Here is a 23,397-nt window from a genome sequence, read left to right as displayed (position 1 = left end):
AATGGTCAATGGTGAATGGTCAATGGTGAATGGTCAATGGTGAAATCGGCTCACTATATTCTCCACTCTCCTATTAGTTATTAAAGATTATTATTTCAAACTCAAAGTGGCCGCACCTCGAGGTGTGGCACACTTGTTAGAATTTATAACGATACCCCGCGTTTCCAGGGAATGAAATCATCCTGGCCATGCCGAACGGCACTGACCTCCAGTTCACCGCTGGCTACTTTGATCACATAGTCCAGTATGCGCTCACCAGCCTGCTCGATGGTCTCTTCCCCTTCGATGATGGTGCCGGTGTTGATATCGATGATATCGCGCATTTTATTATATAAAGCGGTGTTGCTCGACAATTTAATAACCGGTGCAATAGGATTACCGGTTGGTGTACCCAGGCCTGTGGTGAACAGCACCACGTTGGCACCACTGGCTACTTCGGCGGTAGTTGATTCTACATCATTACCAGGTGTGCACAGCAGGTTCAAACCGGGTTTGGTTACCTTTTCAGGATAATCCAGTACATCAGTTACCGGTGAGGTACCACCTTTTTTAGCAGCACCGGCCGATTTAATGGCATCGGTAATGAGACCGTCCTTGATATTACCCGGAGATGGGTTCATATCAAAACCACTGCCTACAGCAACGGCTGCGGCATTATAGGTTTTCATCAGGTGCGAGAACCGTTTTGCAACGTCAACCTGAACGCAACGGTCGCTCAGTTCCTGCTCTACGCCGCACAGTTCAGGGAATTCGGAAAGAATAACCGAACCGCCCAAACCTACCAGCAAATCGGATGTGTAACCGATGGCGGGGTTGGCAGAAATACCGGAGAAGCCATCACTGCCGCCGCACTCCAACCCGATGCACAGCCTGCTCAGCGGCGCCGGTTCGCGTTTGGTTTGGTTGGCAATGATCAAGCCGGCGAAAGTATGTTTAATAGCAGCCGCCAGCAGATCAGATTCCAGTCCGATCTTCTGTTGCTCCAGGATGTATAAAGGCTTGCTGAATTTAGCATCGCGCTTTTTGATCTCTTCTTCCAGAATAGATACCTGTGCATTCTGGCAGCCCAGGCTCAGTACGGTAGCGCCGGCACAGTTGGGGTGCGTAATGTACCCGGCGAGCAGACCGCATAATGCCTGTGCATCCTGGCGGGTTCCGCCGCAACCGCCTTCGTGGTTCAGGAACTTGATTCCGTCAACGTTGGGGAACAACCGCTGAGCGTTCTCTTCGCTGGCGGTAGCACGGAGATCAGCGTTCAGAATGTCTTCAACGCTTTTACCCGTCTTATATAACTCTATGAGCTGTTGTGCCTGGTATTTGTATTTTTTATTACGGCCATAACCCAGATCGCGCACCAGCGATTCCTGTAACACATCGAGGTTACGGTTTTCGCAGAACACCATTGGAATAACGAGCCAGTAGTTTGCAGTACCTACCTCACCGTTGGGGCGATGATAGCCCATAAACGTGCGGCCGACGAACTTCGAAACATCGGGCTTCTTCCATTGAATATTACGTTGTGGGCTGATCTCGAAATCGTTGGCTGCGTGTTTAACGTTGGCGGTAGAAATAAGACCGCCTTTCCTGATGGGTGACTGGGCTTTTCCAACCAATACTCCATACATGATGATGGAGTCGCCTGCATTGAGATCAGTTGCTACAAATTTGTGTTTTGCAGTTATATCTTCCTGCAGGGTATATTCCTGGCCATTCAGGGATACTGTTTCACCTTTTGATAAGTTGGTGAGTGCTACCACCACATTATCATCTTCATGAACTTTTAAGACCTTTTTCTTCATTACGCCAATACTTTTTTGGTCTGATGTGTTTGAATTGTTTTAGCAACGCCAGCTTCCAGCAATGAAGCCATATTATCTTTTACTGCCTGGGCAAAGCCAGGTATGGCGCTCAGGTCGGCTCCCCACAGGGAAGTATCGGCCAATACTTCATCGGCCAGTTGGGCCGGTTTCAGCTTGCTCCATTTTTCAAAGAAATAAGCGGCAAAGTCGTCCTGGATCAGGTACTCTTTTCCCTGCCATTCGCCGTAATATTTATCCTGTTTTTTATTTACGGGCTTCAAAAATAACAGATAAGCAGCAAATCCCAGAGCAATATTCTCGGGTACTGTCTTTATCCGTTCTGCATACGTCAGGATCACGGGCACATTACGCATTTTCATTTTTGACGTGTATTGCATGGTAATGTTGATCCAGTGGTGCTCGATATTCGGATTGGCGAAGCGGTCCAGTACTTTATTGCCAAACGTTTGAGAAACGCCAGGTTCTACATTGTAAGGAATGCCGGTTGCTATTTCATTTAACATCAGTTGAGAGATAAATGTTTGCATGCCTGCATCATCCATCGCCTGCTTTACGGTGCCAAAGCCACCCAGGTACGCCAGTCCGCACGATAAAGTATGCGTACCATTCAGCATACGTAATTTCAGTTCTCTGAAGAGGTTGATGTCAGGTGCTATTACCACGCCTTCGTCAACCGAGGCGAAAGTAAGCACTGATCTTATGTGTTCGCCGCCCTCAATAGCCCAAAGGCGGTATACTTCTGACATAGTCAGCAGCTCGTCTTTGTAACCGAACTGTTTTTCGAGCTGTTCGCGGGTGGCTGCATCAGGTTTACCGGGAACAATACGGTCGACCAGGGAACTGCAGAAATAATTGCAGTTCTCGAGCCATTGAATGAAATTATCGTCGAGGCCGTTCAAATGGGCCAGTTCCAATACGATCGATTCCAGTTTTTTACCATTGTCGGGGATCAGCTCGGTAGGTACGATGACCATACCGCTCTGGCGGCTGCCGTCGAATGCTTTATACCGCTCTAACAGGAAAGCCAGCAGTTTGCCGGGGAAAGAAACCGGCGGCATGCGGTTGATATCGTCCTGTACCAGCTGAATACCTACTTCTGTCGTATTGGAAATGATGATCTGCATATTGGGATTATGAGCACATTGCAGAATTTCGCTCCATTCGTCCTTTGCGCTCAATACGCGGCTGATAGAGGAGTTAACGATGTTCTCTTCTACTTTTTTACCGCCTTCCAGACCGCGAACGCATAAAGTATATAATCCATCCTGTTTATCGAATGCGGAAGAATCGCTGTCGGTTGATTTAACCACAACCACCCGGCCATTAAATACGCCCTGGCGATTGGCTTTGTCGATAAAATAATCGGGTAAACCACGCAACAGTACGCCTGTACCAAATTGCAACACTTTTTCAGGAAGATCAAAAACAGATTCTGCAGGCGTTTCTATATCCTGCGCACTGATATTTTTCAGGTTATACCTCGAAAGGATCATACACTACGCGTTTAATTTTTATAAATCTTTATTTAGGTAATCAATTTTTGCTATACGTCAAAAAATCGCCGGTCAACTGCCGGATGCAGCCACAAGATGCGTATTAATTTCAGGTGTGCTGTCCTGCACTTACCTTGAACCCGCTGTTTGGTACTTATTCAGTATGTTGACAACCAGCGGGTAAAATATTACTTCTTCGGTACCTGTAAAAGCAGCCATTTGGCTAATTCATAAGCTGCTTTGGCATTTTGGTACTCCGCGGGTATTTTACGGCCGTCGGTGTACTCGTTATATAACCAGGGATCGCCTACAGCGAATACGGTTCCTTTGCCATATTTGGCCACTGCCATCACCACATCGTTTTCGGCTTTCACTACAGGGCGGGCTGGCGCCTTGGTTTCAATGATGCTGATCTCCTTCAGGTAGGTCTTTTTGGTTTGTTTGAAAATCTCGTTACCGGGTGCTATGGGTACAGCGCCGGTCTCATATTGATCGCCTTTTACAAAGTTGCGGCCGCGGTTACTGAAGTTAATACCAAAGGTATTGGCCAGCTTATTAAAATGAGCCAGGTCGCAGTTCACACTATCGTTCGCCATCAATACCAGTACGCCGCCTTTTTTCACCCAGTCGCTGATGGTCTTGACGTGCGCGTCTTCTACATAGTTGGGGTTCTTGTTATCTTTCAGTCCATCCGGGTCAACAATGATATATACATCAGACTTGGCGAGGTTGGCTGCTGTTGGCGCTGCTTCCAGGGTATTGAGTTTGGCGCCGTAGCTGCTGAAAACATCTCCCAGGTAGCTGAACCCGTTATAGCTCATTTCATTCCAGGTATAATGGGTTGGATACTGAAAACCATGCAGGTTCTTTTTATCCTCGTGATTGAAGTAGTAATCGAGCGTTACCGTTTTGCCTTTACCGGGCATATCGGCAGGCAGGTTCTCCATTTCGGCGCCGGCCAGCAGGTAAGCACCTATACCTTTCCAGTCGTTCACGATCACCGGCTCACGCATATAGTATTCAAAGCTGCCATCGCGATAAGGGTTACCACCCAGGCCGGAAACTTTTACCGTTCCTTTCAACTGCACCTGCCCTTCTGCATTCCTGTCAACAAATGTTTTCAGAATGCCGGCGTAGCCTTTTTGGGCATTGGCCCAGTAGCTGGCAGGCAGGTAACCTTTGCGAACACCTTTGGCCATGGTATATACCAGCATGGCAGAAGCCGATGCTTCCAGGTAGTTCTTAGGCCGGGTTGGCAGGTCAACTATATCGTACCATAAACCGGTTTTAGCGTCCTGTACTTTGGTAACGGCTTTGGTGAACCGGTTCAAAATACCGATGATGGTATCGCGGCCGGGGTGATTGGCGGGGAAATAATCCAGCACATCCACCATAGCCATTCCGTACCAGCCTAAAGCGCGGCCCCAGAAATGCGGTGATGTTCCGGTTTGTTTATTGGCCCATTGCTGTTCTTTTGATTCGTCCCAGCCATGGTACAGCAAGCCGGTTTTCGGGTCGCGGGTATTGCGCTCGATGTTGGCAAACTGGCGGGTGATATCATTGAAGACGGTATCTTCTCCAAACAGCATAGCGTATTCGGCATAAAAGGGCTGCCCCATATACAGCCCATCGAGCCATACCTGCCAGGGATATATTTTCTTGTGCCAGAAACCGCCCTGTTTGGTGCGGGGATGCGTTTGCAATTGGGCGCGTAAATGTTCGGCCGCTTTTTTATACTTGGGTTTTTCGGTTACCCGGTATAACAGCAATAACAGTTTACCATTATTTACGTGGTCGATATTGTATTCATCGGCTTCATAATTGCGGATGTTGCCTTCTTCATCTACCCAGGCGTCCATGCTTTTCTGGATGTATTTGAAGTAGGAGGCATCGCCGGTAGCTTTCCATAAAGCTTCCATGCCTTTTAATACTACGCCCATATCATAGCTCCATCTGCCGGGCTTTTGGGCTTCAGCATCGTTCCACCAGCTCATTACGGAGGCCGCCATTCCCTGCGACCAGTTCATTTTATCTGACGTGGCCACGCCCGACACGGCAGTTCCCTGCTGGGCGTGCGTAGTTATTGTAAATACAGTGCTTATGGCAATCAAAGCGCGTGTAAACTTCATGAGTTGTTTTTTTAGATAAAGGTTACAAGTTACAGGTTCCAGGTTTCAGGGGGTTGCAGGTTCTAAGGGCCCTCTACCCTGGAACTTGTAACCTGCAACAGCCAATTTATTTATTAAAGTTCCTTACTTACTTAATTGTTACATTTTGTTCAGATGCTCCAAACTCATACTGGATCTTTTCTTTGGCCTTTGATGCATCCGTATTCAGGATGTTGATCTTTTTGGTTCTGTCGCCAGCCACCCTGAACAATAATTCAGCATCTTTATTATAAGTGAGCTTATCAAAGGTGAGGTTATCGCTGTTGATGATGTCTACAACGGGTTTGGTATCGGCGCTCAGAATTTTAATGTTCTTCAAGGTAATGCCTGAGGCTTCCTGGATATCGATGCCTTTTGCAGCATCCAGTACCATGTTCTCGAGGTGCACATTTTTTACATGCATTTCGGGTACGCCGCGAATGAAGATGCCTTTGGCAGCTCCGTTACAAACCACATTCTTGATCACGAAATTCTGGAACTGGGGGGTGGCTTCGGTCACCGGCAGGGTTTCTACTTTAGGCAGTTCGCGTTTTTCGCCAGCCAGCGCAACGGGATCAACCGACATATAATACATATCGAACAGAATGGCCTCGCCGGGGATATTGATCATTTGAATATCGCTGATGTAAATATTCTCTACAACTCCGCCACGGCCACGGGTAGTTTTGAAGCGAAGGCCGATATCGGTTCCAATGAATGTACAATTGCTGATCCACATATTGCGGGCGCCGCCACTCATTTCACTGCCGATCACAAATCCGCCATGGGCGTGGTATACTTTACAATCGCGGATAATTACATTTTCAGTTGGCATGCCTCTTTCTCTTCCCCAATGATCGCGGCCGCTTTTCATACACAGACCATCGTCCCCTACATCAAATACCGAGTTTTCAATCAGAACATTCTTGCAGCTCTCTACATCGATGCCATCTCCGTTCTGCGCAAACCAGGGATTCAATACGGTTACGTTGCGTACGGTCAGATCCTCGCTCATGAGCGGATGTAAACACCAGGCTGCTGAGTTCTGGAAGGTTACGCCTTCGAGCAGGATCTTTTTACATTTGGTAATAACCACGAGGTTGGGACGCAGAAAATCTTTAATACTTTTATAGAATTCCGGCGTTTTATCTTTTGTGATCTCACCGGGGTTCTTCATTTTAGTTGGCTTCAACCATTGCTCGGAGGGATACCATGATCTGCCATCATCGCTTACTACGCCGCCCTGCGCTATCCATTTTTTCCACTGGCTCTCGGTGAGCTTTTCTTTTCGCACCTGGCGCCAGGCTTCGCCACCGCCGTCGATGACGCCATGGCCGGTAATGCCGATATTGGTTGCATTGGTAGCCGAAATGGGCGACTGGTTACGCATTTGTGGTAACCCTTCCCAGTTGCCTTCTACCAGCGGGTATTGGTCTTTATCCTTGGTGAATTGTAACAGGGCGCCTTTTTTCAGGTGCAGGTTCACATTACTTTTTAATACTACCGGACCTGTAAGCCATAATCCGGCGGGAATAACTACTACGCCACCGCCTTTTTTGTTACAGGCGTCAATAGCGTCGTTAATGGCCTTTGTATTCAGGGTTTGGCCATCGGCTACTGCTCCGAATTTGGTAATGTACGTTGAATCCTTTTTGAAACTTGTCTGTTGAATAACCGGCAATTTGCCCTGAGCAAATACACCCGAAGAACAGGTCATTAATCCAATTACTGCTGCTGCTTTAAACCAATTGTTCATTACAAATTGTTTACTTCAATAAATTAATATGCTTAGGTATTGCCCCGCAGAACCAATAGGATGATTTAACGTTTTTTGCGTGTACCTGCAGTAGTTTTGGAAAAGGTAAAATCATGTTATCAGCGCGTTGCAAGGCAATCGTCCCAAAGATGTAAGTTACAGGCTACAAGTTGCAGGCTGTCCCCTCATTCAACGGGACAGGCGCTGAAACATGCAACCTGTAACGTTAATACCTGTTTTTCAAGGGCAAGTGTACACAGATATTTAAACCCGCAGAAACGAATAAGGAATTTTATTTACGCAAACGTTACCGGCAACGATAACATACCTGGTTGGAAATAAAATGCTGGCAATCAACGTAAATTACCCAGAACCATACCCCTTTACGCGACTGCCAGCAAGAAGATACCCCCTAACCCCCTAAAGGGGGAATTGTACCCCCGAGCCCCCTAAAGGGGAATCATACTCCCTAACCCCCTAAAGGGGGAATAATTAATACTAAGGGTAGGGATTATAGATTTATTTTAGTGTGTTTTTAACATTTAATCGCTGTTAAGCAGTTAACCTGTTCACCAGTTAACCAGTTAACCTGTTAACCTGTTTACCAGTTAACTAGTAACCTTATCAACTTGTCAACTTTATCAACCTGTCAACTTTATCAACCTGTCAACTCTGTCAACGTGTCAACTCTATCAGCATTGCCAACTTTTCAACTTTGTCAACTATAAAAGGCGGCCGGGGTAAAAATGGGTGGGCAGAAACTCCTAAAACTGCCCACCCTGAAAACCCACTGCATTGCTATGAACACATCAGAGCGAAAAATCGGTTGGCCCCTTAACTCGTTAACTAGTCAACTTATCAACTAGTCAACTACCTACTGATACCCCTCATTCTGCATAAACTCACCTTTATTCGTAACCGCATCCAACTGCGATTGCGGAATAGGCCGTACGGTGTGAAATGATTTTATATACTGCGCCGCATCGGGATTCAGCCTCGTAACCCGGTCGATCAGTTTATTGGTGCGTTTCAGATCGAACCAGCGCAATTGCTCTCCGGCCAGTTCCCGCGCCCGCTCATCGAGTATAAAGTCCAGGCTCACGTCGGCAGCAGTGATCTCCATAGCATTTTCACGACCGGGCATAGCAGCACGCCGGCGGATCGTGTTCAGGTAATTGGCGGCAAGATCCGGTTTATTCAACTTGAACTGTGCTTCTGCTGCGATCAGGTGCATTTCGGCCAGCCTGATCACAAATACATCGCGCACACTCTGCGCTTCATTGAACCCGGCGCGCGTTGAATCTTTAAACTTCTTCAACGATACATAAAACCTCCGCTGACTGGGAATACCGGTAGTAGCGTTATATACGCGCGACATGTCATACGTGGTGTACCGCTTTGCATTCATTGAAGCTGCGGTCAGCGTATTCTTTGATGTAAAACATACCGTATCGCCCACCTTGAAATCATTGGTATCTTTCGAATTGAACGTATTACCGGCAGCCCGTGCTGCCTTATTGCAATACCAAACGGTTTGAAAAGAAGCCTCGTAACGGCTATCGTCGTTCTCGTTAAACAGGTTCAACAATGTCCGCGTTGGCATATACCGGTTAAACGGACGGCCATTGGGTATATCACGTTGAAGGATAGCTGAGTTCACCTGGTCATAAACCTGCAGGAATAACATGTGACCGCTGTTGCTGCCCCGGCTATGACCGGTAGGAAAAGCTGAGGTGGCAAGGTCATTATTTGAAAGATTGGTAGAATAATCAACTGCCCAGATCACTTCCTTATTTTTCAGGTTGCCCATATTCCACAAGTCGGCATACCTGGGCACCAGCTGATAGCCGTAATTATTTATCACATCATTGGCCATGGCAAGGGCCTGTTCGTTCATACCGCGGGTTAAGTACATACGTGCCAGGAAAGCTTTGGCCACCGGAATGGTAGCCCGGCCATAATCGCCCGACGTTTTTGGTAAATTCTTTACAGCAAAATCCAGATCGGCAAAAATTTGGGTATAAAACTGATCAACGGGGGTTTTGTTGGCGGTTGATTCGATCACCCCTGCCGGCGTTGCCACCGTGGTAAAATGTACGCCGCCCCAGGTTTCAACGATATGCCAGTAATAAAAGGCCCGCAAAAAACGAAGCTCTGCTTCACGGGTTGTTTTCTGAGCAGCAGTGTAATCGGTGACATCACCCACTTTGGCAATGCCGTCGTTACATAAATAAATGGCTGCATAAAAATTATCCCATTCCAGGTTGAGCGCAGAGGTGTTGCTGCCCTGCAGGTTATCGTAGCGCGATAATTGCGGGAACACATCACCGGTGCCGTTCGTCCAGATATCGGTACCCATTTCTGACAAGCTATAGCCTTCTTCTTTTCCGTACCAAAAGCGGGTATAGGTATAGGCTGCATTCACCAGCGCATCAAAACCCTTTGCACTGGTATAGGTAGCTTCAGGCGTTAGCCCGCTGGGGTTGTACTCGGTCAGTTTTTTATCGCATGATGTAAATACCACAGCACCGGCCAGCACTAAAAGCAATACTGTATTTATGTTACGTTTCATATGTTCATTTTTATTGTCCTTTGGCCATATGGAATTCGCCATAAAGTTTTCATCACTGATGAAATCGGCTCTTTTCATATTCCAGGAAGATTTCAATATGAATAAGATTTAGAACTCAAGATTTATTCCGGTGACGATCAGTTTGGTGAGCGGGCGGTCAAAAGACCCCTCGCCTTCCGGATCATAATCTTTCTCCTTTGCAAAGGTGAAATAGTTCTTGGCGCTTACATACCAGCGCAGGCTGTTCACATGAAACCTTTGCGTAAGAGTTTTTGGAAGTGTATAACCGAGGGTGATGTTCCTGATCTTCACGAATGAACCATCTTTATAACCAAGCGTGGTTGCAAATGGCATCGAAGCTCTTGAGATATTGATATTCGGCCGGGGATAATCATTGGTAGGGTTTTCCGGTGTCCAGTAATCAACATTGGCGCCGTTCTCAATGGCGTTGGGCTCAAATTTGTTTGCATAGTCAGATACAAAGGTTTGTCCAACCCGGGCAAATACATAAATATTCAAATCAAAATTTTTGTAGCTGATGTCATTGCTGAAACCAAGGGTATAATCAGGAACCGCTGACCCTACCACTGTTCTGTCGTAAGTAGCATCCAGCTTGCCATCGGGCTGCCCTTTATCGCCACTCAGGTCGGCTACGCGAATGTCGCCGGCCTTATAGCCAAAACTTCTCGCCAAAGCGGTATCTGCCGTTTGCCAAATGCCTTCTTTTTTGAAATCATAGAACGATCTCACCGGATGACCGATGAACAATCCACTGGCAATATCATTCTTCCCGTTTGCGAGTTCGGTAATGCGTTCCTTATTGCGCGTGTACGTGATGGCGCTTGTCCAGCTGAATTGCTGGTTTTGCACGTTCACTGTACGTAACTGGATCTCTATCCCATTGTTCCGTGTTTTACCTACATTTTCCACCACTTTGGTATGGCCTGATGAACCTGGTAATGGACGCAGCAACAACAGGTCGCGGGTCCTTGAATCATAATAATCCACACTGGCGCTTAAGCGGTTCTTGAATAAACCGAAGTCTAGCCCGATATTCTGCGTACCGGTAAGCTCCCAGTTCAGGCTGCGGTTACCGTTCTGGGGATCATAACCATAGGCGATCATACTTACATCGTTCCACGAAAAAGGAATGAGTATCAATCCGCTGTTCGTTGAATACGGTTTAACGGCCGCGTTACCGGCAACACCATAGCTGGCGCGGAGTTTCAGGTCGCTGAAGAGGTTCTGGCCAGCCATAAAATTTTCATCAATTATTCGCCAGGCTACTGCTGCAGACGGGAAGAACGACCAGCGGTTCTCTTTTAACAGTACAGAAGAACCATCGGCGCGACCCGTCAGCGTCAACAGGTATTTTCCTTTGTAATTATAGTTTAACCGCAGCGCACCCGATAACAGGTTGCTGCCTATATAATTACTCCAGATACTGATGTTGCTGGGGTTGCTCAGCAGCGCATGCCACGATTGGCCGGGAATGATCTGCCCTGTACCTTGCGAGTAGGCGCTATCGGTCTTATTGGAAAGATAGCTGGTTACGGCAGTCACATCCAGACTATGCTCACCGAACTTTTTATTCCAGGTAATGATATTTTCCCAGATAAGATCGGCCTGGGTAGCGTTGGTAACTTTTGCCAGTGAACCGGTTGACGTAAAACGGGTAATGGTATTTTCTCCCAGGAACAGGCCATTTCGACTGCTGCTGTTGGTAATACCCAGGTTTGACCGGAGCGTAAGGTTAGGGAAAGGTTTCCATTCTGCATAGGCAGAAGATAAAATGCGGGTGGTATTTGTCTCATTGATATAAGCCCCCGGCAATTCTTCCAACAAGGGGTTAACCTGGTTGGCATTGCCGGGAATTCTTATAATTGAACCGTCCGGATTATAAGGTGTAAAATAAGGTATCACTTTATTGGCTACATTCAGGATATTGTCGGTACGCCTGTTCTCATCATAATACGTTAACTGGCTTTGCAATCCAACCTTAAAGGTGCCTATAATGGTTTGATCGATGTTCAGGCGTAACGTGTACCGACCGGAAAAATCATTATTGAGAATACCTTTTTCCTTGAAATAATCGAAAGAGAAGAACACTTTTGTTTTTTCACTGCCTGCGGCCACATTAACGCCATAGTCCTGCTGTGAGCCATCCTGTAACAGAAGGCCAGGCCAATAAGTAGACTGGCCACTTGTTGCAGCAGCAAGATCGGCCTTGAACACATTGGCGTCATCTGCCGGCGAGTTCCAGGCACCGGCGGTGCGGCTCGCCTGCCGTTTTAATTCTGCATATTGTGGGCCGTTCATCGGCTCGGGATAGCCGGCCACTTCACTCACTCCATAATAGGCATTAGCCCCTACCCGTACTTTTCCGGAAGCGCCTCTTTTCGTGGTTATGATAACAACGCCATTTGCGCCGCGTGAACCATAGATAGCTGTAGAAGAAGCATCTTTCAATACTTCCATCGACTGGATATCGTTCGGGTTAATATCCTGAAAGTTCGCATACTGTATGCCATCAACGATGAATAATGGTGTGTTCTGCGCCAATACCGACCTGTTGCCTCTAACGGTAATATTCACGTTAGAACCGGCACCACCGCTGGTGCGGGTAATGTCAACCCCGGCCACTTTTCCCTGTACGCTTTCCATTACGTTACCGGCCGGCACTTTCTTCACTTCATCACCCTTGAGCGATACAACAGCACCGGTAAGATCTCTTTTCTTTACAGTACCATAACCGATCACTACAATATTCTCGAGGCTCGAAGCGGCAGAAATCAATGACAGATTGATATTCGTTTTGTCGCCCACTTTTATCTCCTGTGATTCGTATCCCACGTAGGAAAATACAAGCACATCATTGTCATCGGCCGATATGGTAAACACCCCCTGCTCATTGGTGGTAGTGGCTCTTGTTGTGCCTTTTATGGTTACTGTTACGCCGGAGAGCGGAGCTCCGTTTGGGTCAGTGATCTTACCCGTGACCTTTTTTTCGTCAGGGCGGTTGTTGCCTTCATTGATCACAATGAGGCCATTGGCCATGAAGCGGTAAGTAAGTATGGTTTGGGAGAACAAATTGTCGAGCGCCTGTTTAATATCAACATTTTCGAGGTTGATGGTCACCTTTTGCCGGATGGCCGGTAACTGGTTATTATACAGGAAACGGTAGTGTGTCTGCTTTTCTATATTGATCAAAATACCCGCGATCTCGGCATTTTTATACCTGAGGTTCAGCTTATCCTGGCCGAAACCTCTTGCCGACACCTGCAGCACACCAACAAGCAGAAAAAAAGTAGTTATTTTCATAACAAGCAGCGCATTGGAAAGCAACGGGTTTTTTCCGCCCGTTCTAAAACTTTTCATACATTAGTATTATTATGGGTTAAGAAATCACTTCCCCTTCCCGCCTGCCAGCGGGATTGCGGAGAATACAACACCGAAAATTTAACCTGTAATGCGCGGAGAATGCTGCCAACATTCTCCGTTTTCTTTGGTTACGTAGGATGCATATTTTATTTTATCGATTTTATAAAAACCTCATTATTATTAATTGATACGTTGAACGGCACAGCTGCTTTCAGGGCCATGAAAGCCTGTTCAACTGTTTCGTTTTGCAACGAACCATTAAATACCAGCTGCCTGGCTGCATCATCCTCGAAGTAGACCCTGATATTATACCATCTTTCCAGCTTCAGCGCCAGCTGTTCAAAATTGTCGCCCCGGAACTCGAGCCGGTTATAAACCCAGGCTGTTTCCATGTGCTCATGCTCGGCAGCAGTGCTGTCTATGCGAATGATCTGCTGTTCTGCAGGCGGTGTAATGGTGTTGGCGGGCGCCTTGGCTTCTGCCAGAAAGCTGTTGGCTGGCAACACAATTTTTTCATTCGGATGCAGGTAAACAGGTTTGCTTTTGGTATCGCCTTTCCGGGTGATCTGCACCAGCCCGCGAATGAGGGTTGTTTCTATTGTTTTTTCTTCGGGATACGACTTCACATTAAAGGCTGTACCCAGCACTTTAATATCGATATTACCGGCATGCACGATGAAGGGCTTTTTTTGATGGGTTGATGAAGAAGTAACCTTTACCACGTCAAAATAAGCTTCGCCTTCAAGGGTTATTTCACGCACGGGGCCACTGAAATTAGCATATATTATCCGCGAGCCTGCATTCAGCCAAACCGTTGACCCATCCGGTAGAATGGTGCGGGTTTTACTGCCTTTGGGCGCTATCACTTCGTTAGCGGCAAGGGCATGCTGTTTCCTGTTCCAGGTTGTAAATAGCCAGGCACCTACCGATAGTGCAGTAACTATGGCGGCGGCCCAGTAAAGTTTATATCTTCTTTTGATACGTACGGCAGGAGCGTCCCGTTGTGACAGATCCGTTTCTGCTGCCGATAATTGCAGGATGCGGTTGATCTTATCTCCATCTCCCGGCTCTTCCGGGGCAGCCATATTCACTGACCATAACTGGTGCAACATTTCATATTGCTGCATCAGTTCGGGATGTTCTTGTAATAAGCTATTCAGTTCGTCCTTATCCTGATCAGTTATATCTCCGCTCAAACTGCGAGACAGCAAAAACCATATTCTTTCGGGTGTTTCCATTTTCGCCAGATGCGTTTATGCATATATGGACAGGCATTTTTAAAAACACCATTAAGGCTTTTGAAAAATATTTTTCAACCCTGAAAGTGAAATGGATAAAGCAATTAGCTAATTTGATAATGTGATAATTGATAATAAAATGCCCGAAACTGCCGCGGTTCTTTAAAACTCTTTCTTCGATATTCCAAAACCTTTTGCAACGCGGTTTACCTGGAGCTCGGCACAGATCTTTTTAATGGCGATGGCCATTTGCACATCGACGGTATTGTGGGAAATATTGAGGATCTCGGCTACTTCGCGGTGTTTAAGACCATCTTCCCGCACCAGCTTGAAGATCATTTTACAACGGGGCGGTAAATTGTCTACCGCCTGCTGCATCCGTTTCATCATTTCGGCAGTGACCAGTAGATTATAGGGATCGGAAACAACTTGCGCGGCTTCTATGTCAAGATCATCGAAAGGCGCCCTGATGAGCTCAGTAGCTTTCTGCGAGATGGCATTCAGGGATCTGTTCTTGACCGCTACATATAAATAAACGGTGAGATTTTCAACTTCGTTTATGCGATGGCGGTTGCTCCACAATTTCACGAACACATCTTCTACTATTTCTTCAGCTATTTCCGGCGAGCGGGTGATAACGCGGGCAAAATGATGCAGGCGTTTACTGAATAACCGGTATAGCTCCGCCAGACATTGTTCATTTCCGGCATATATACCTTGCTGAATATGTGGCAGGCTAATGGTCATAATTTTCAATAAGCAATCAATCGGTGATAAATGTAGTCATTTTTTAGATAAAATGAAAGCGCCATGCGGCTACCGCCAAAAACGACAGCACAGCATGGCACTATATCTTATAATTACGGTCAGTTCTATTCAACCCTGAACCAATCTATATCGGCAAAGCCTGCATCATTAGTAACTGCAGTGCGGGTACAGAACAATCCGATTTTTGCGCCGATCCATCTGCCGGGCACTGCCGTAAAGGTATCACCAGCAGAAGTGAATTTTTTTCCATCTTCGCTGTACATGAAATTACATTTGGCTCCTTTACCAACCTGTACGCGCAGGTAGGTAGTTCCCCCGCTTATTTTACCAATTAGTTTTTCCTGCTCTGGCTTGCCGCCTTCCGCTTTATCGCAAACCACATAAGATAGATAAATACCGTCTTCTTTTTTAGTAAGACCCACGTATGCATAGTCGGAGCCCATTATGATCAACCCGGTTCTCTCGCCTGCCAGCCGGGGTTTAAAATCCAGCTTTACAGTAGTCGTAAATTCTTCTGCCGGAAATTTCTGCATTAACACGTTGGGCACAAACCACAGGTTCTTTGCGGTATCAGCTACCATACCGCTGAACAACCGCAGATATCCATTACCGGGAAAAGCCCAATATGGTTTTGGATTGGCCTGCCATTGCCATTGTAATGCCAGGGTGCGGCCGTTGAACTCATCCGATTCCTGCGGCGTTTGTAGTGGATAGCTCTTACCAACATTCGGCTTTTTATATTCAATCACCGGCTCCCCTTTACCATCTCCATCTTTATCAATGCCGATCACCGGCCAGTTATTCACCCACTTCATCGGTTGCAGGTGAACGATACGGCCATAAGCGCCTACATCCTGGAAATGCAGGAACCAGTGTTCACCGGTCTTTGTATCGACCCATGCGCCCTGGTGTGGACCGTTGATCTTTGTGCTGCCCTGGTCCATCACCACTTTTCTTTCGTAAGGACCATAAATATTTTTTGAGCGCAACACCAGTTGCCAGCCGGTAGCTACGCCGCCAGCCGGTGCAAAAATGTAATAAAACCCATTGCGTTTATAGAATTTTGGACCTTCCAGTGTAGGATCCTGATCGTGCCCATCAAATACCAGTACGCCACCATCGGTCACTCTGGTGCCTGTGGCATCGAGTGTTTTTACTACAATTATACTTTTTATACCGGCTCTGCTGCCTGCATAGGCATGCACGAGATATACTTTACCATCATCGTCCCACAACGGACAGGGATCGATCAATCCTTTTCCGCCTTCGACTAAAATGGGGTCAGACCAGGGGCCGTTGATGTTTTTTGCTTTTACAACATAAATGCCGAAATCAGGATCGGGATAATAAATGTAGAACTCGTTATTATGATAGCGGATGGAAGGCGCCCACACGCCACCACCATGACGGGGTTGTGAAAAATGATCGTAGGGAGGCTGGCGTTTCAACGCATGGCCGATGAGCGTCCAGTTTACGAGGTCTTTAGAATGCAGAATGGGCAGTCCCGGAATGGCATCGAAGCTGGAGGCTATCATATAATAATCGTCGCCCACGCGACAGGCATCGGGGTCGGAATAATCAGCATAAATAACCGGATTCTTAAACGTTCCATTTTTGTTATCTGACACCCACACTTTGGAAATATATGGCTGTTGTGCGGTGGCATATAAACTAAAGAGTGTGAAACTTAGTGCAAACAGTTTTTTCATTATAGTCGGTTTCTTGTAGTCAATGGTGAATGGTCAATGGTGAGTTGGTTGCAACTGGCAACTTTATCAACTTACTAACTCGTCACAAAGGCTGCCAGTCACCAAAAATATTCTTCAGGGTATATTCTTTTGCCTGTTTTTTGGTGAGCTGATGCGACCAGGCGGCGCGGCCTTTTGGATTGGCGCCGGGTCCCCTGCTGTTGAACTCGGCATAGTAAGCCGTTTTTTCATTTTCGGGATTCCGCCAGTTATCCCAACCGGTGGCAGTTATATGTTCACCCATTTCTGTATTGATAAATACCGTTCTTGCATGTGGCCGCCAGGGGCGTCCCAGCAAGACCTTTTTTGCACCGGTATCAGCCACCAATTTACAGTTGAAGAATACCAATCCGTATGATTGCCTTGGCGTAGTTGACGCTGCTGTTATATAAGAATTTGACAGGCTTTTGATCGTGCAATTCTGGAAAACGACGGTAGCCGGACCAAAAATAAAATCGGTAGTGCCTTCTATATAGCAATCTTTATAATACTGGCGACTGCTATCGATACCAACATACAGGGTATCCTGGTTACCGAGCAAGCGGCAATTCAGGATCACACAGCGATCGCTTTCTGCATGCAGGGCAACGGCCTGCCCAACGCGACCCGCCGCGTTTTGGATGGTAAGATTTTCTGCCCGGAAATCGTTTCCTTTTACCAGTACGGTATAACTATTAAAGGTGCTGAACTTGTCGCGCCCTCTTTCATCTTTTCTTCCATCGGCATAGGGCTTGCCGCTATAATCTGAATTAGTGATAATGGTGCTGTCGCGGCTTTCACCTACCAGCGAAATATTGGTCTTCCAGCTTGGAATGACCAGCTTTTCGTGATACACACCTTTCTTAATAAAAATGGTCACCCGCTCCTGCGAAAAATCGCGCATGGCATTCACTGCTTCCTGAATGGTCTTGTAGTTGCCGCTGCCATCCTGCGCTACTGTCAGGTAGCTGGGATAGGTTTGTTGCTGGCTAACAGCGTGCACAAGGGGGAAAAATAACAACAATAAAAAAGAAGCTTTTTTCATCTTATTCTGGTTCTCGTTTTAGTTCGTCAGTTATTGAGTTATTAAGCCCCTCAATAGCCCAATAACCCAATAACCCAATAACTCAATAACTATTTCAAAAATCCCATTTCAATAAGCCACTGTTCGCATAATGTTGTCCACAATGCAGTAGAGCCGGGATTGTTACGCAGCGCTATGTTATGTGCTCCCTGGGGAAAAACATGAATGCTTGCTGCAATGTTTTTATCCAACAATGCCTGATAGAAATAAACACTGTTGCGGGGATCAACCGCTTTGTCATTGTTTGCATGTGCCAGGAAACAGGGGGGTGTGGTTGGCTTTACCTGTAATTCCATGGAATATTTTTCCAATTGCTCTTTAGAAACATTATTGCCCAGCAAATTATCGCGGCTGCCTTTATGCGCATATTGCTCCAAAGTGATAACCGGTGAAACCAGAATGGTAAAATCGGGCCGGTAGGTTATTGCATTCATGGTATCGCCAATGGCAGCTACATCTTCGCTGCTGTTGCCCACCCAGGCAGCGAGGTGTCCGCCGGCAGAAACCCCCATGATGCCGATCCTGTTCTGTTGAAGATTCCATTTGCCGGCATTGGCCCGTATTACCCGCATGGCGCGTTGTGCATCCTGCAAGGGTCCTTTTTCACGTTGTATGAGATCGGGCGAAACGGGCAGGCGGTAGTTCAAGACAAAAGCACTAATGCCCATTGTGTTAAACCATTTGGCCAGCTGAAAACCGCTGACCTGGTATGACAGATGATGGTAGCCGCCACCCGGACAAATAAGCACTGCACAATGTTTATTCTCCTGCACAGAGGGAAAGAATGCATAAACACCCGGCGTTCCCACCTGGTACACCCGTTCGTTGTAAATACTATCTTTTAATCGCATGCCTTTCGTATTAGGCATTTTACCGGCGGGCCACAAGGGAATGAATTCCTGCGCCTGTATAACCAATCGTCCTGAAAAAATTACAAGCAATAAACAAGCGATCTTTCGATACATGTAAAATATTTAATACTGATGTTGGGTGTTCATTATCACATTAGCTAATTATCACATCAGCTAATCATTTCCTCACTCTTTCCGCCAGTTCCAGCCCCAGGCTTTTTATTCCTTTCAGCACGAGCTGTGCTATCATGCGGGCGCCAAGTTCATTGAAGTGGGTGTTATCTTCTTTTCCTTTCGGATAATTGGGGTGCTCATCGGGCGCCAGGTGATTGAACAACAATTTTGATTTGTCAACACCCCATTGCTGCATCAATGCCTGGCCTTGTTTATCGAGGTCGATCAATGGCACCTTATTCTCTTTGGCCACGTCACGCACAATTTGTGCATACAGGTCGTGCGTGCCTACGATGTGACCGGTTGAGTCGAAATTGCGGCGCGCTACCGGTGTCAATAAGACCGGTGTAGCCTTTTTGCTCCTCGTATCAGTAATGTATTTCACCAGGTTGGCTTTGAATTGCGCTTCTGGCGTATAACTTCTCTTAGTTTTTACCTCGTCATTATGTCCGAACTGAACAAACACATAATCGCCTTCCTGCATAGCCGCTACTACGGGCGCCCATCGGTTCTCCTCCATAAAGGTTCTGGTACTGCGGCCGTTTTGTGCGCGGTTATCAACCGTCACCGTTGAATCGAAAAAGTAAACAAAGGGCATTCCCCACCCGTGCTCAGGGTATGCTTTCACGTCTTTAACCGACATGGTCGAATCCCCGATCAGCCATACCGTGATCTTTTTTTTAGGTGGCATGACAAACGCCATCAACATAAATAGTGCAATAACTACCAACTTGTTCATTGCTGTTCATTTATAACCTTATCAACTTTTTAACTTTATCAACATTACTTCACTAGTCCATTAACATACACCTCAATATTTGTGTATTGTTTATCGAGTTTGTAACCCGCTGCATCACTGGCATCAGCCGGATCCAGTTTTTGTTTCTTTTCCCAGGCATCGGGCATGCCATCCCGGTCTTTATCGGGAGCAGCTGGTGTTGTACTCAAAGCCGGCCATGCTTTCACGGTAGCTTCATAGGCAGTTCCATGCGGATAGCCGCCCTGCACATCAATGAAACGGCCGGTGCGGTGTTTTACATCGTTGATGATACGTGCATCCAGCGTATCCCTGTTGGGCAAACTGCAACCAACCTGCTTCAGCACCAGTTCATAGGCATCTTTAGCCTGCTGCGTAGTTACCGGTACAATGGCAAACGGAGCATTTGCTTTCGCCAGTGCCGGATCGTCGCCCCGCTTATTATCGCCCATACGCACACCGAGCCAGTTGTTGCTGGTTACTTCATTTGATCCATCTACATAATTTCCATCCACAAAATATTTACCGTACGCTATATTCGGTGGTTTACTCCAGGGATTCACAACCTGGTACTTTACATTCTTATTGGTATTGGGACCGTACTTGTAGTAATTGTTTACAATATTGTAATTACCCCCTTCACCGGCATATACATTGTTGCCGCCCCAGTTGTAGATCACATTATTGCGGTAATCCACATTTTCATCGGGCATGTTGCGAATGCCATTGAAACGGGGATTGCGGCTATTGCAATGCGCGAAGAGATTATGATGTGCTGACAAATGTTTCCCGCCCCAGATACCGCCATAGCCATGGCGTTCATAATCTTTATCGCCTTTTTCGAAATGATAACTGTAGTTCAACGGCTCTGCAATGAGGTTCCATTGCAGCGTGGTGCTGTCGCCATTATATACTGAAAACACTTCGTCGGTGCTCCAGCTCATGGAACAATGATCGATGACAATATTCTTTTTGCGGGTTCCGCCAAAAGCGTCATCACTTCCGCTGCCGTCGACCATGCCGCCGCGCTGGTTCTTATCGCCCATGCGAAAGCGCAGATAACGCACAATAATATTATCACCGGCCAAACCAACGGGGTGATCGGCCAGACAAATGCCATCACCGGGCGCTGTTTGCCCGGCAATGGTAACGTTTCCTTTTATCTCAAGCTTTGATTGCAGGTGAATGGTGCCCGAAACAGCAAATACAATGATGCGCGGTTCGCCGGACTGCACTGCTTTTCTAAAGCTGCCGGGTCCATCATCATCGAGGGTAGTTACCACGAACACTTTACCGCCGCGGCCGCCGGTAGTGTACTGGCCAAACCCTTCCGCACCAGGGAAGGCAATGGGTTGCGCTGTAAGGTCAGCATAAAAAATAAAATGAATAATTGCCAGAATGATCTTCATTTTCATACGGCGATCTACCCTGGGTTGCTTACAGATTAACAATCGTTTTATCATACATCTGATGTCAATTCTAGTGAGATATTTTGTTAAATGGCTGATTCAGCGTTCCTTTTTCTATGCAAACGTTCCCGGAATCGGAGTTCACAGTTTACAGTTCACAGTTCTCAGTTAATAGTTCAAAGTCTTCAAGATGCAGGTTTCAGGTGAGCGGTTGCAAAGCTGCGTATAATGCCAAACGCTGCTTAGCGGTTAAGCAGCGTTTCGGCTTTTCGGCCACCGGCAATCGAGCGGTCAACGTTCATCCGGTCAGCCCCAATCGTTCAAGCTCTGGATGCTGCGGAATATTTTCCGTTTCTTAACATTGAGCATTGCCGTTAATCATCTGCATTATTGATAACCCGGGTTCTGTGATAACCTTCCCTGGTAGGCAGCCAGTGTTGCCTGATCGAAGGGAAACAACTCACTTTTTCCGGATACAAAAAAGCTGGCCATCCCTGCAGCCAACGGTTTACCATCTATAACATTTATTCCAAGGGAAGTTCGCCATGCCAAAGCATTCCAGGATCCCGCTGTGGGCTTTTGTTTTGGCTGCCAGAAAGGTTGCGCTGTTGGTGCCGTATTGGCACCTGCATAAAATTGTATCTCCTCCCCTGCATTGCGCCAGTAAACAGTGTCTGGTACATTCGCATATCTTCCCGAGGCCGTTCTTATTTGTTCAATTTTTGTTTTTGCTTCACTGAGTTTATTAGCCAGCTGTCCCCAACGTAACAGATCATATTTGCGAATGCCTTCATGCCCGAACTCAAGGAACCGTTCGTTGTCCAATGCAGCAAAAAAACCTGCTTTATCAGTTGGGGTGGCGCCGATGAGATTTGTATTGCCGCGATAGGCTCTTTTTCTAACTTCTTCAAAAGCTGCAATGGCCGCGGCGGTTGGCCCGTTATTAAGTTCGTTCACGGCTTCGGCGTACATCAGCAGCACATCAGAAAAACGGATCATCACCCAGTTATATCCTACATTCAATACGGTACCGGGCAACAGCGGCACCCGCCAGTCACGCCGGTATTTACCGGTATTCAATTCAGTGAGGCGGCGCATCGATTTTACATTACTGGCCGACGTAACCTGGTACCAGGTTACGGTAACATCACGCCGGGTATCTACCGAATCAAAGGCATAAAAATAATTGGGCAGCATAATGATGCCACCGCCGCCGGCGCCATAGCGCGAAGCATTGTTAAGATTAGGGCCATCGTAATTACCCATGCGGCTGTCGCTATTGCCGTTACCTCCACCGGCGCCCACTTCAAACAAGATCTCGGCTTGCGGATCGTAAGTAAATGAGGTTACGTTGCGCCAGATATTTTCAAAGTTCGGATTCAAAGTATGCTGATCACGCCGGGCCATCAGATCTTCACATTCCTTTTTGGCCATCTCGTAATATTTCAGATAATCGCTGCGGCGCTCGATGCGGGCATTGTTGCGCAAGGCATAACCACCCCTGAACAAAGCTATTCTTGCCCGCAATGCCTTAGCCGCGCCTTTCGTGATGCGTTCATTGCGCGCCACTTCAGTTCGCCAGGGCAACAGGTCAATGGCAGTAGCCAGGTCGGTCAAGATAATATCATAGGTTGAATCGCGATCGGTGCGGGGCAGGAATAGATCAGATTGTCGATAAGAAGGAACCATGGGCGCCGGCACATCGCCCCAGTTACGGATGAGCTCAAAATAGAATTGCGCCCGTAACGTAAGCGCTTCACCGAGTAAACGCCTTAATTCTTTTTTCTCTGTATCCGTTCCTTCTTCATACAACCGCATCTGCGGTATCTGTTCAATACACAAATTGGCTTTTTCAACACCACGATATAACTGGCGGAAAGGATTTGCTATCTCTGTATTGGTCAGCAACAGCTGATAACGGCCAATTCCCCGGCGGCCATTGTCGATATTACCACTCACAATTCCTTCATCGGAATCGTATGGGTAATACATACTGATGCGAATGCCATAACCTGCATCTCCCTGCAATTCATCATAGGCCCCTATAACAGCCATGGTGGCATTGGGCACATCACTGAACACCTCCGGAATGGTATACGCCGAATCAGGTTCTACTTCCGTATATTTTTTACAACCCGTTATATTGACAATTAAGATCCAAAGAACGGCTGTGGCAATTATTTGATATGATCGAAAACGCTTCATAGATCAATCGTTTTT

Annotated in this window: 14 protein-coding genes; all 14 read right to left on the bottom strand. The window is 46.9% G+C overall.

Annotated features, from left to right (window positions below; translation table 11 throughout):
* Positions 1-143 precede the first annotated feature (143 nt).
* Positions 144-1,799, bottom strand: coding sequence for a UxaA family hydrolase (locus tag JUB15_RS10950; protein ID WP_207512501.1), 1,656 nt, complete (start codon positions 1,797-1,799; stop codon positions 144-146).
* On the bottom strand, positions 1,799-3,313 hold the full coding sequence (locus JUB15_RS10945) for a tagaturonate reductase (protein ID WP_207512500.1): 1,515 nt from the start codon (positions 3,311-3,313) through the stop codon (positions 1,799-1,801). Before JUB15_RS10945 ends, JUB15_RS10950 begins: the two co-directional genes overlap by 1 nt.
* A gap of 188 nt (positions 3,314-3,501) precedes the next feature.
* Complete coding sequence (locus JUB15_RS10940; RefSeq protein WP_207512499.1) at positions 3,502-5,442, bottom strand: glycoside hydrolase family 88/105 protein; 1,941 nt, start codon at positions 5,440-5,442, stop codon at positions 3,502-3,504.
* Positions 5,443-5,569: 127 nt separating this feature from the next.
* Positions 5,570-7,216, bottom strand: coding sequence for a glycoside hydrolase family 28 protein (locus JUB15_RS10935; RefSeq protein WP_207512498.1), 1,647 nt, complete (start codon positions 7,214-7,216; stop codon positions 5,570-5,572).
* Between the two features lie 874 nt (positions 7,217-8,090).
* Positions 8,091-9,788, bottom strand: coding sequence for a RagB/SusD family nutrient uptake outer membrane protein (locus tag JUB15_RS10930; protein WP_242696304.1), 1,698 nt, complete (start codon positions 9,786-9,788; stop codon positions 8,091-8,093).
* Between the two features lie 108 nt (positions 9,789-9,896).
* Positions 9,897-13,166: a TonB-dependent receptor gene (locus JUB15_RS10925; protein WP_207512497.1), complete on the bottom strand. Its 3,270-nt coding sequence runs from the start codon at positions 13,164-13,166 to the stop codon at positions 9,897-9,899.
* Positions 13,167-13,315: 149 nt separating this feature from the next.
* Entirely contained in the window at positions 13,316-14,407 is a 1,092-nt protein-coding gene (locus JUB15_RS10920; protein ID WP_207512496.1) for a FecR family protein, read from the bottom strand.
* Positions 14,408-14,569: 162 nt separating this feature from the next.
* Positions 14,570-15,154: an RNA polymerase sigma-70 factor gene (locus JUB15_RS10915; protein ID WP_207512495.1), complete on the bottom strand. Its 585-nt coding sequence runs from the start codon at positions 15,152-15,154 to the stop codon at positions 14,570-14,572.
* A gap of 125 nt (positions 15,155-15,279) precedes the next feature.
* Positions 15,280-16,884, bottom strand: coding sequence for a glycoside hydrolase family 43 protein (locus JUB15_RS10910; RefSeq protein WP_207512494.1), 1,605 nt, complete (start codon positions 16,882-16,884; stop codon positions 15,280-15,282).
* Positions 16,885-16,966: 82 nt separating this feature from the next.
* Positions 16,967-17,947 (bottom strand): pectinesterase family protein, encoded by a 981-nt coding sequence (locus JUB15_RS10905; protein WP_207512493.1) that lies wholly within the window; start codon positions 17,945-17,947, stop codon positions 16,967-16,969.
* Positions 17,948-18,036: 89 nt separating this feature from the next.
* A complete protein-coding gene (locus JUB15_RS10900; RefSeq protein ID WP_207512492.1) occupies positions 18,037-18,951 on the bottom strand; it encodes an alpha/beta hydrolase in 915 nt (304 codons plus the stop codon).
* 64 nt (positions 18,952-19,015) lie between these two features.
* Entirely contained in the window at positions 19,016-19,750 is a 735-nt protein-coding gene (locus JUB15_RS10895; protein WP_207512491.1) for a rhamnogalacturonan acetylesterase, read from the bottom strand.
* A 44-nt stretch (positions 19,751-19,794) separates the two neighbouring features.
* Complete coding sequence (locus JUB15_RS10890; protein WP_207512490.1) at positions 19,795-21,183, bottom strand: pectate lyase family protein; 1,389 nt, start codon at positions 21,181-21,183, stop codon at positions 19,795-19,797.
* A gap of 381 nt (positions 21,184-21,564) precedes the next feature.
* Complete coding sequence (locus JUB15_RS10885; RefSeq protein WP_207512489.1) at positions 21,565-23,382, bottom strand: RagB/SusD family nutrient uptake outer membrane protein; 1,818 nt, start codon at positions 23,380-23,382, stop codon at positions 21,565-21,567.
* Positions 23,383-23,397 lie beyond the last annotated feature (15 nt).

This window comes from Longitalea luteola (assembly GCF_017356035.1).
Classification (GTDB): Bacteria; Bacteroidota; Bacteroidia; order Chitinophagales; family Chitinophagaceae; genus Niastella; species Niastella luteola.
This window is presented reverse-complemented; position numbering and strand designations above follow the sequence as displayed.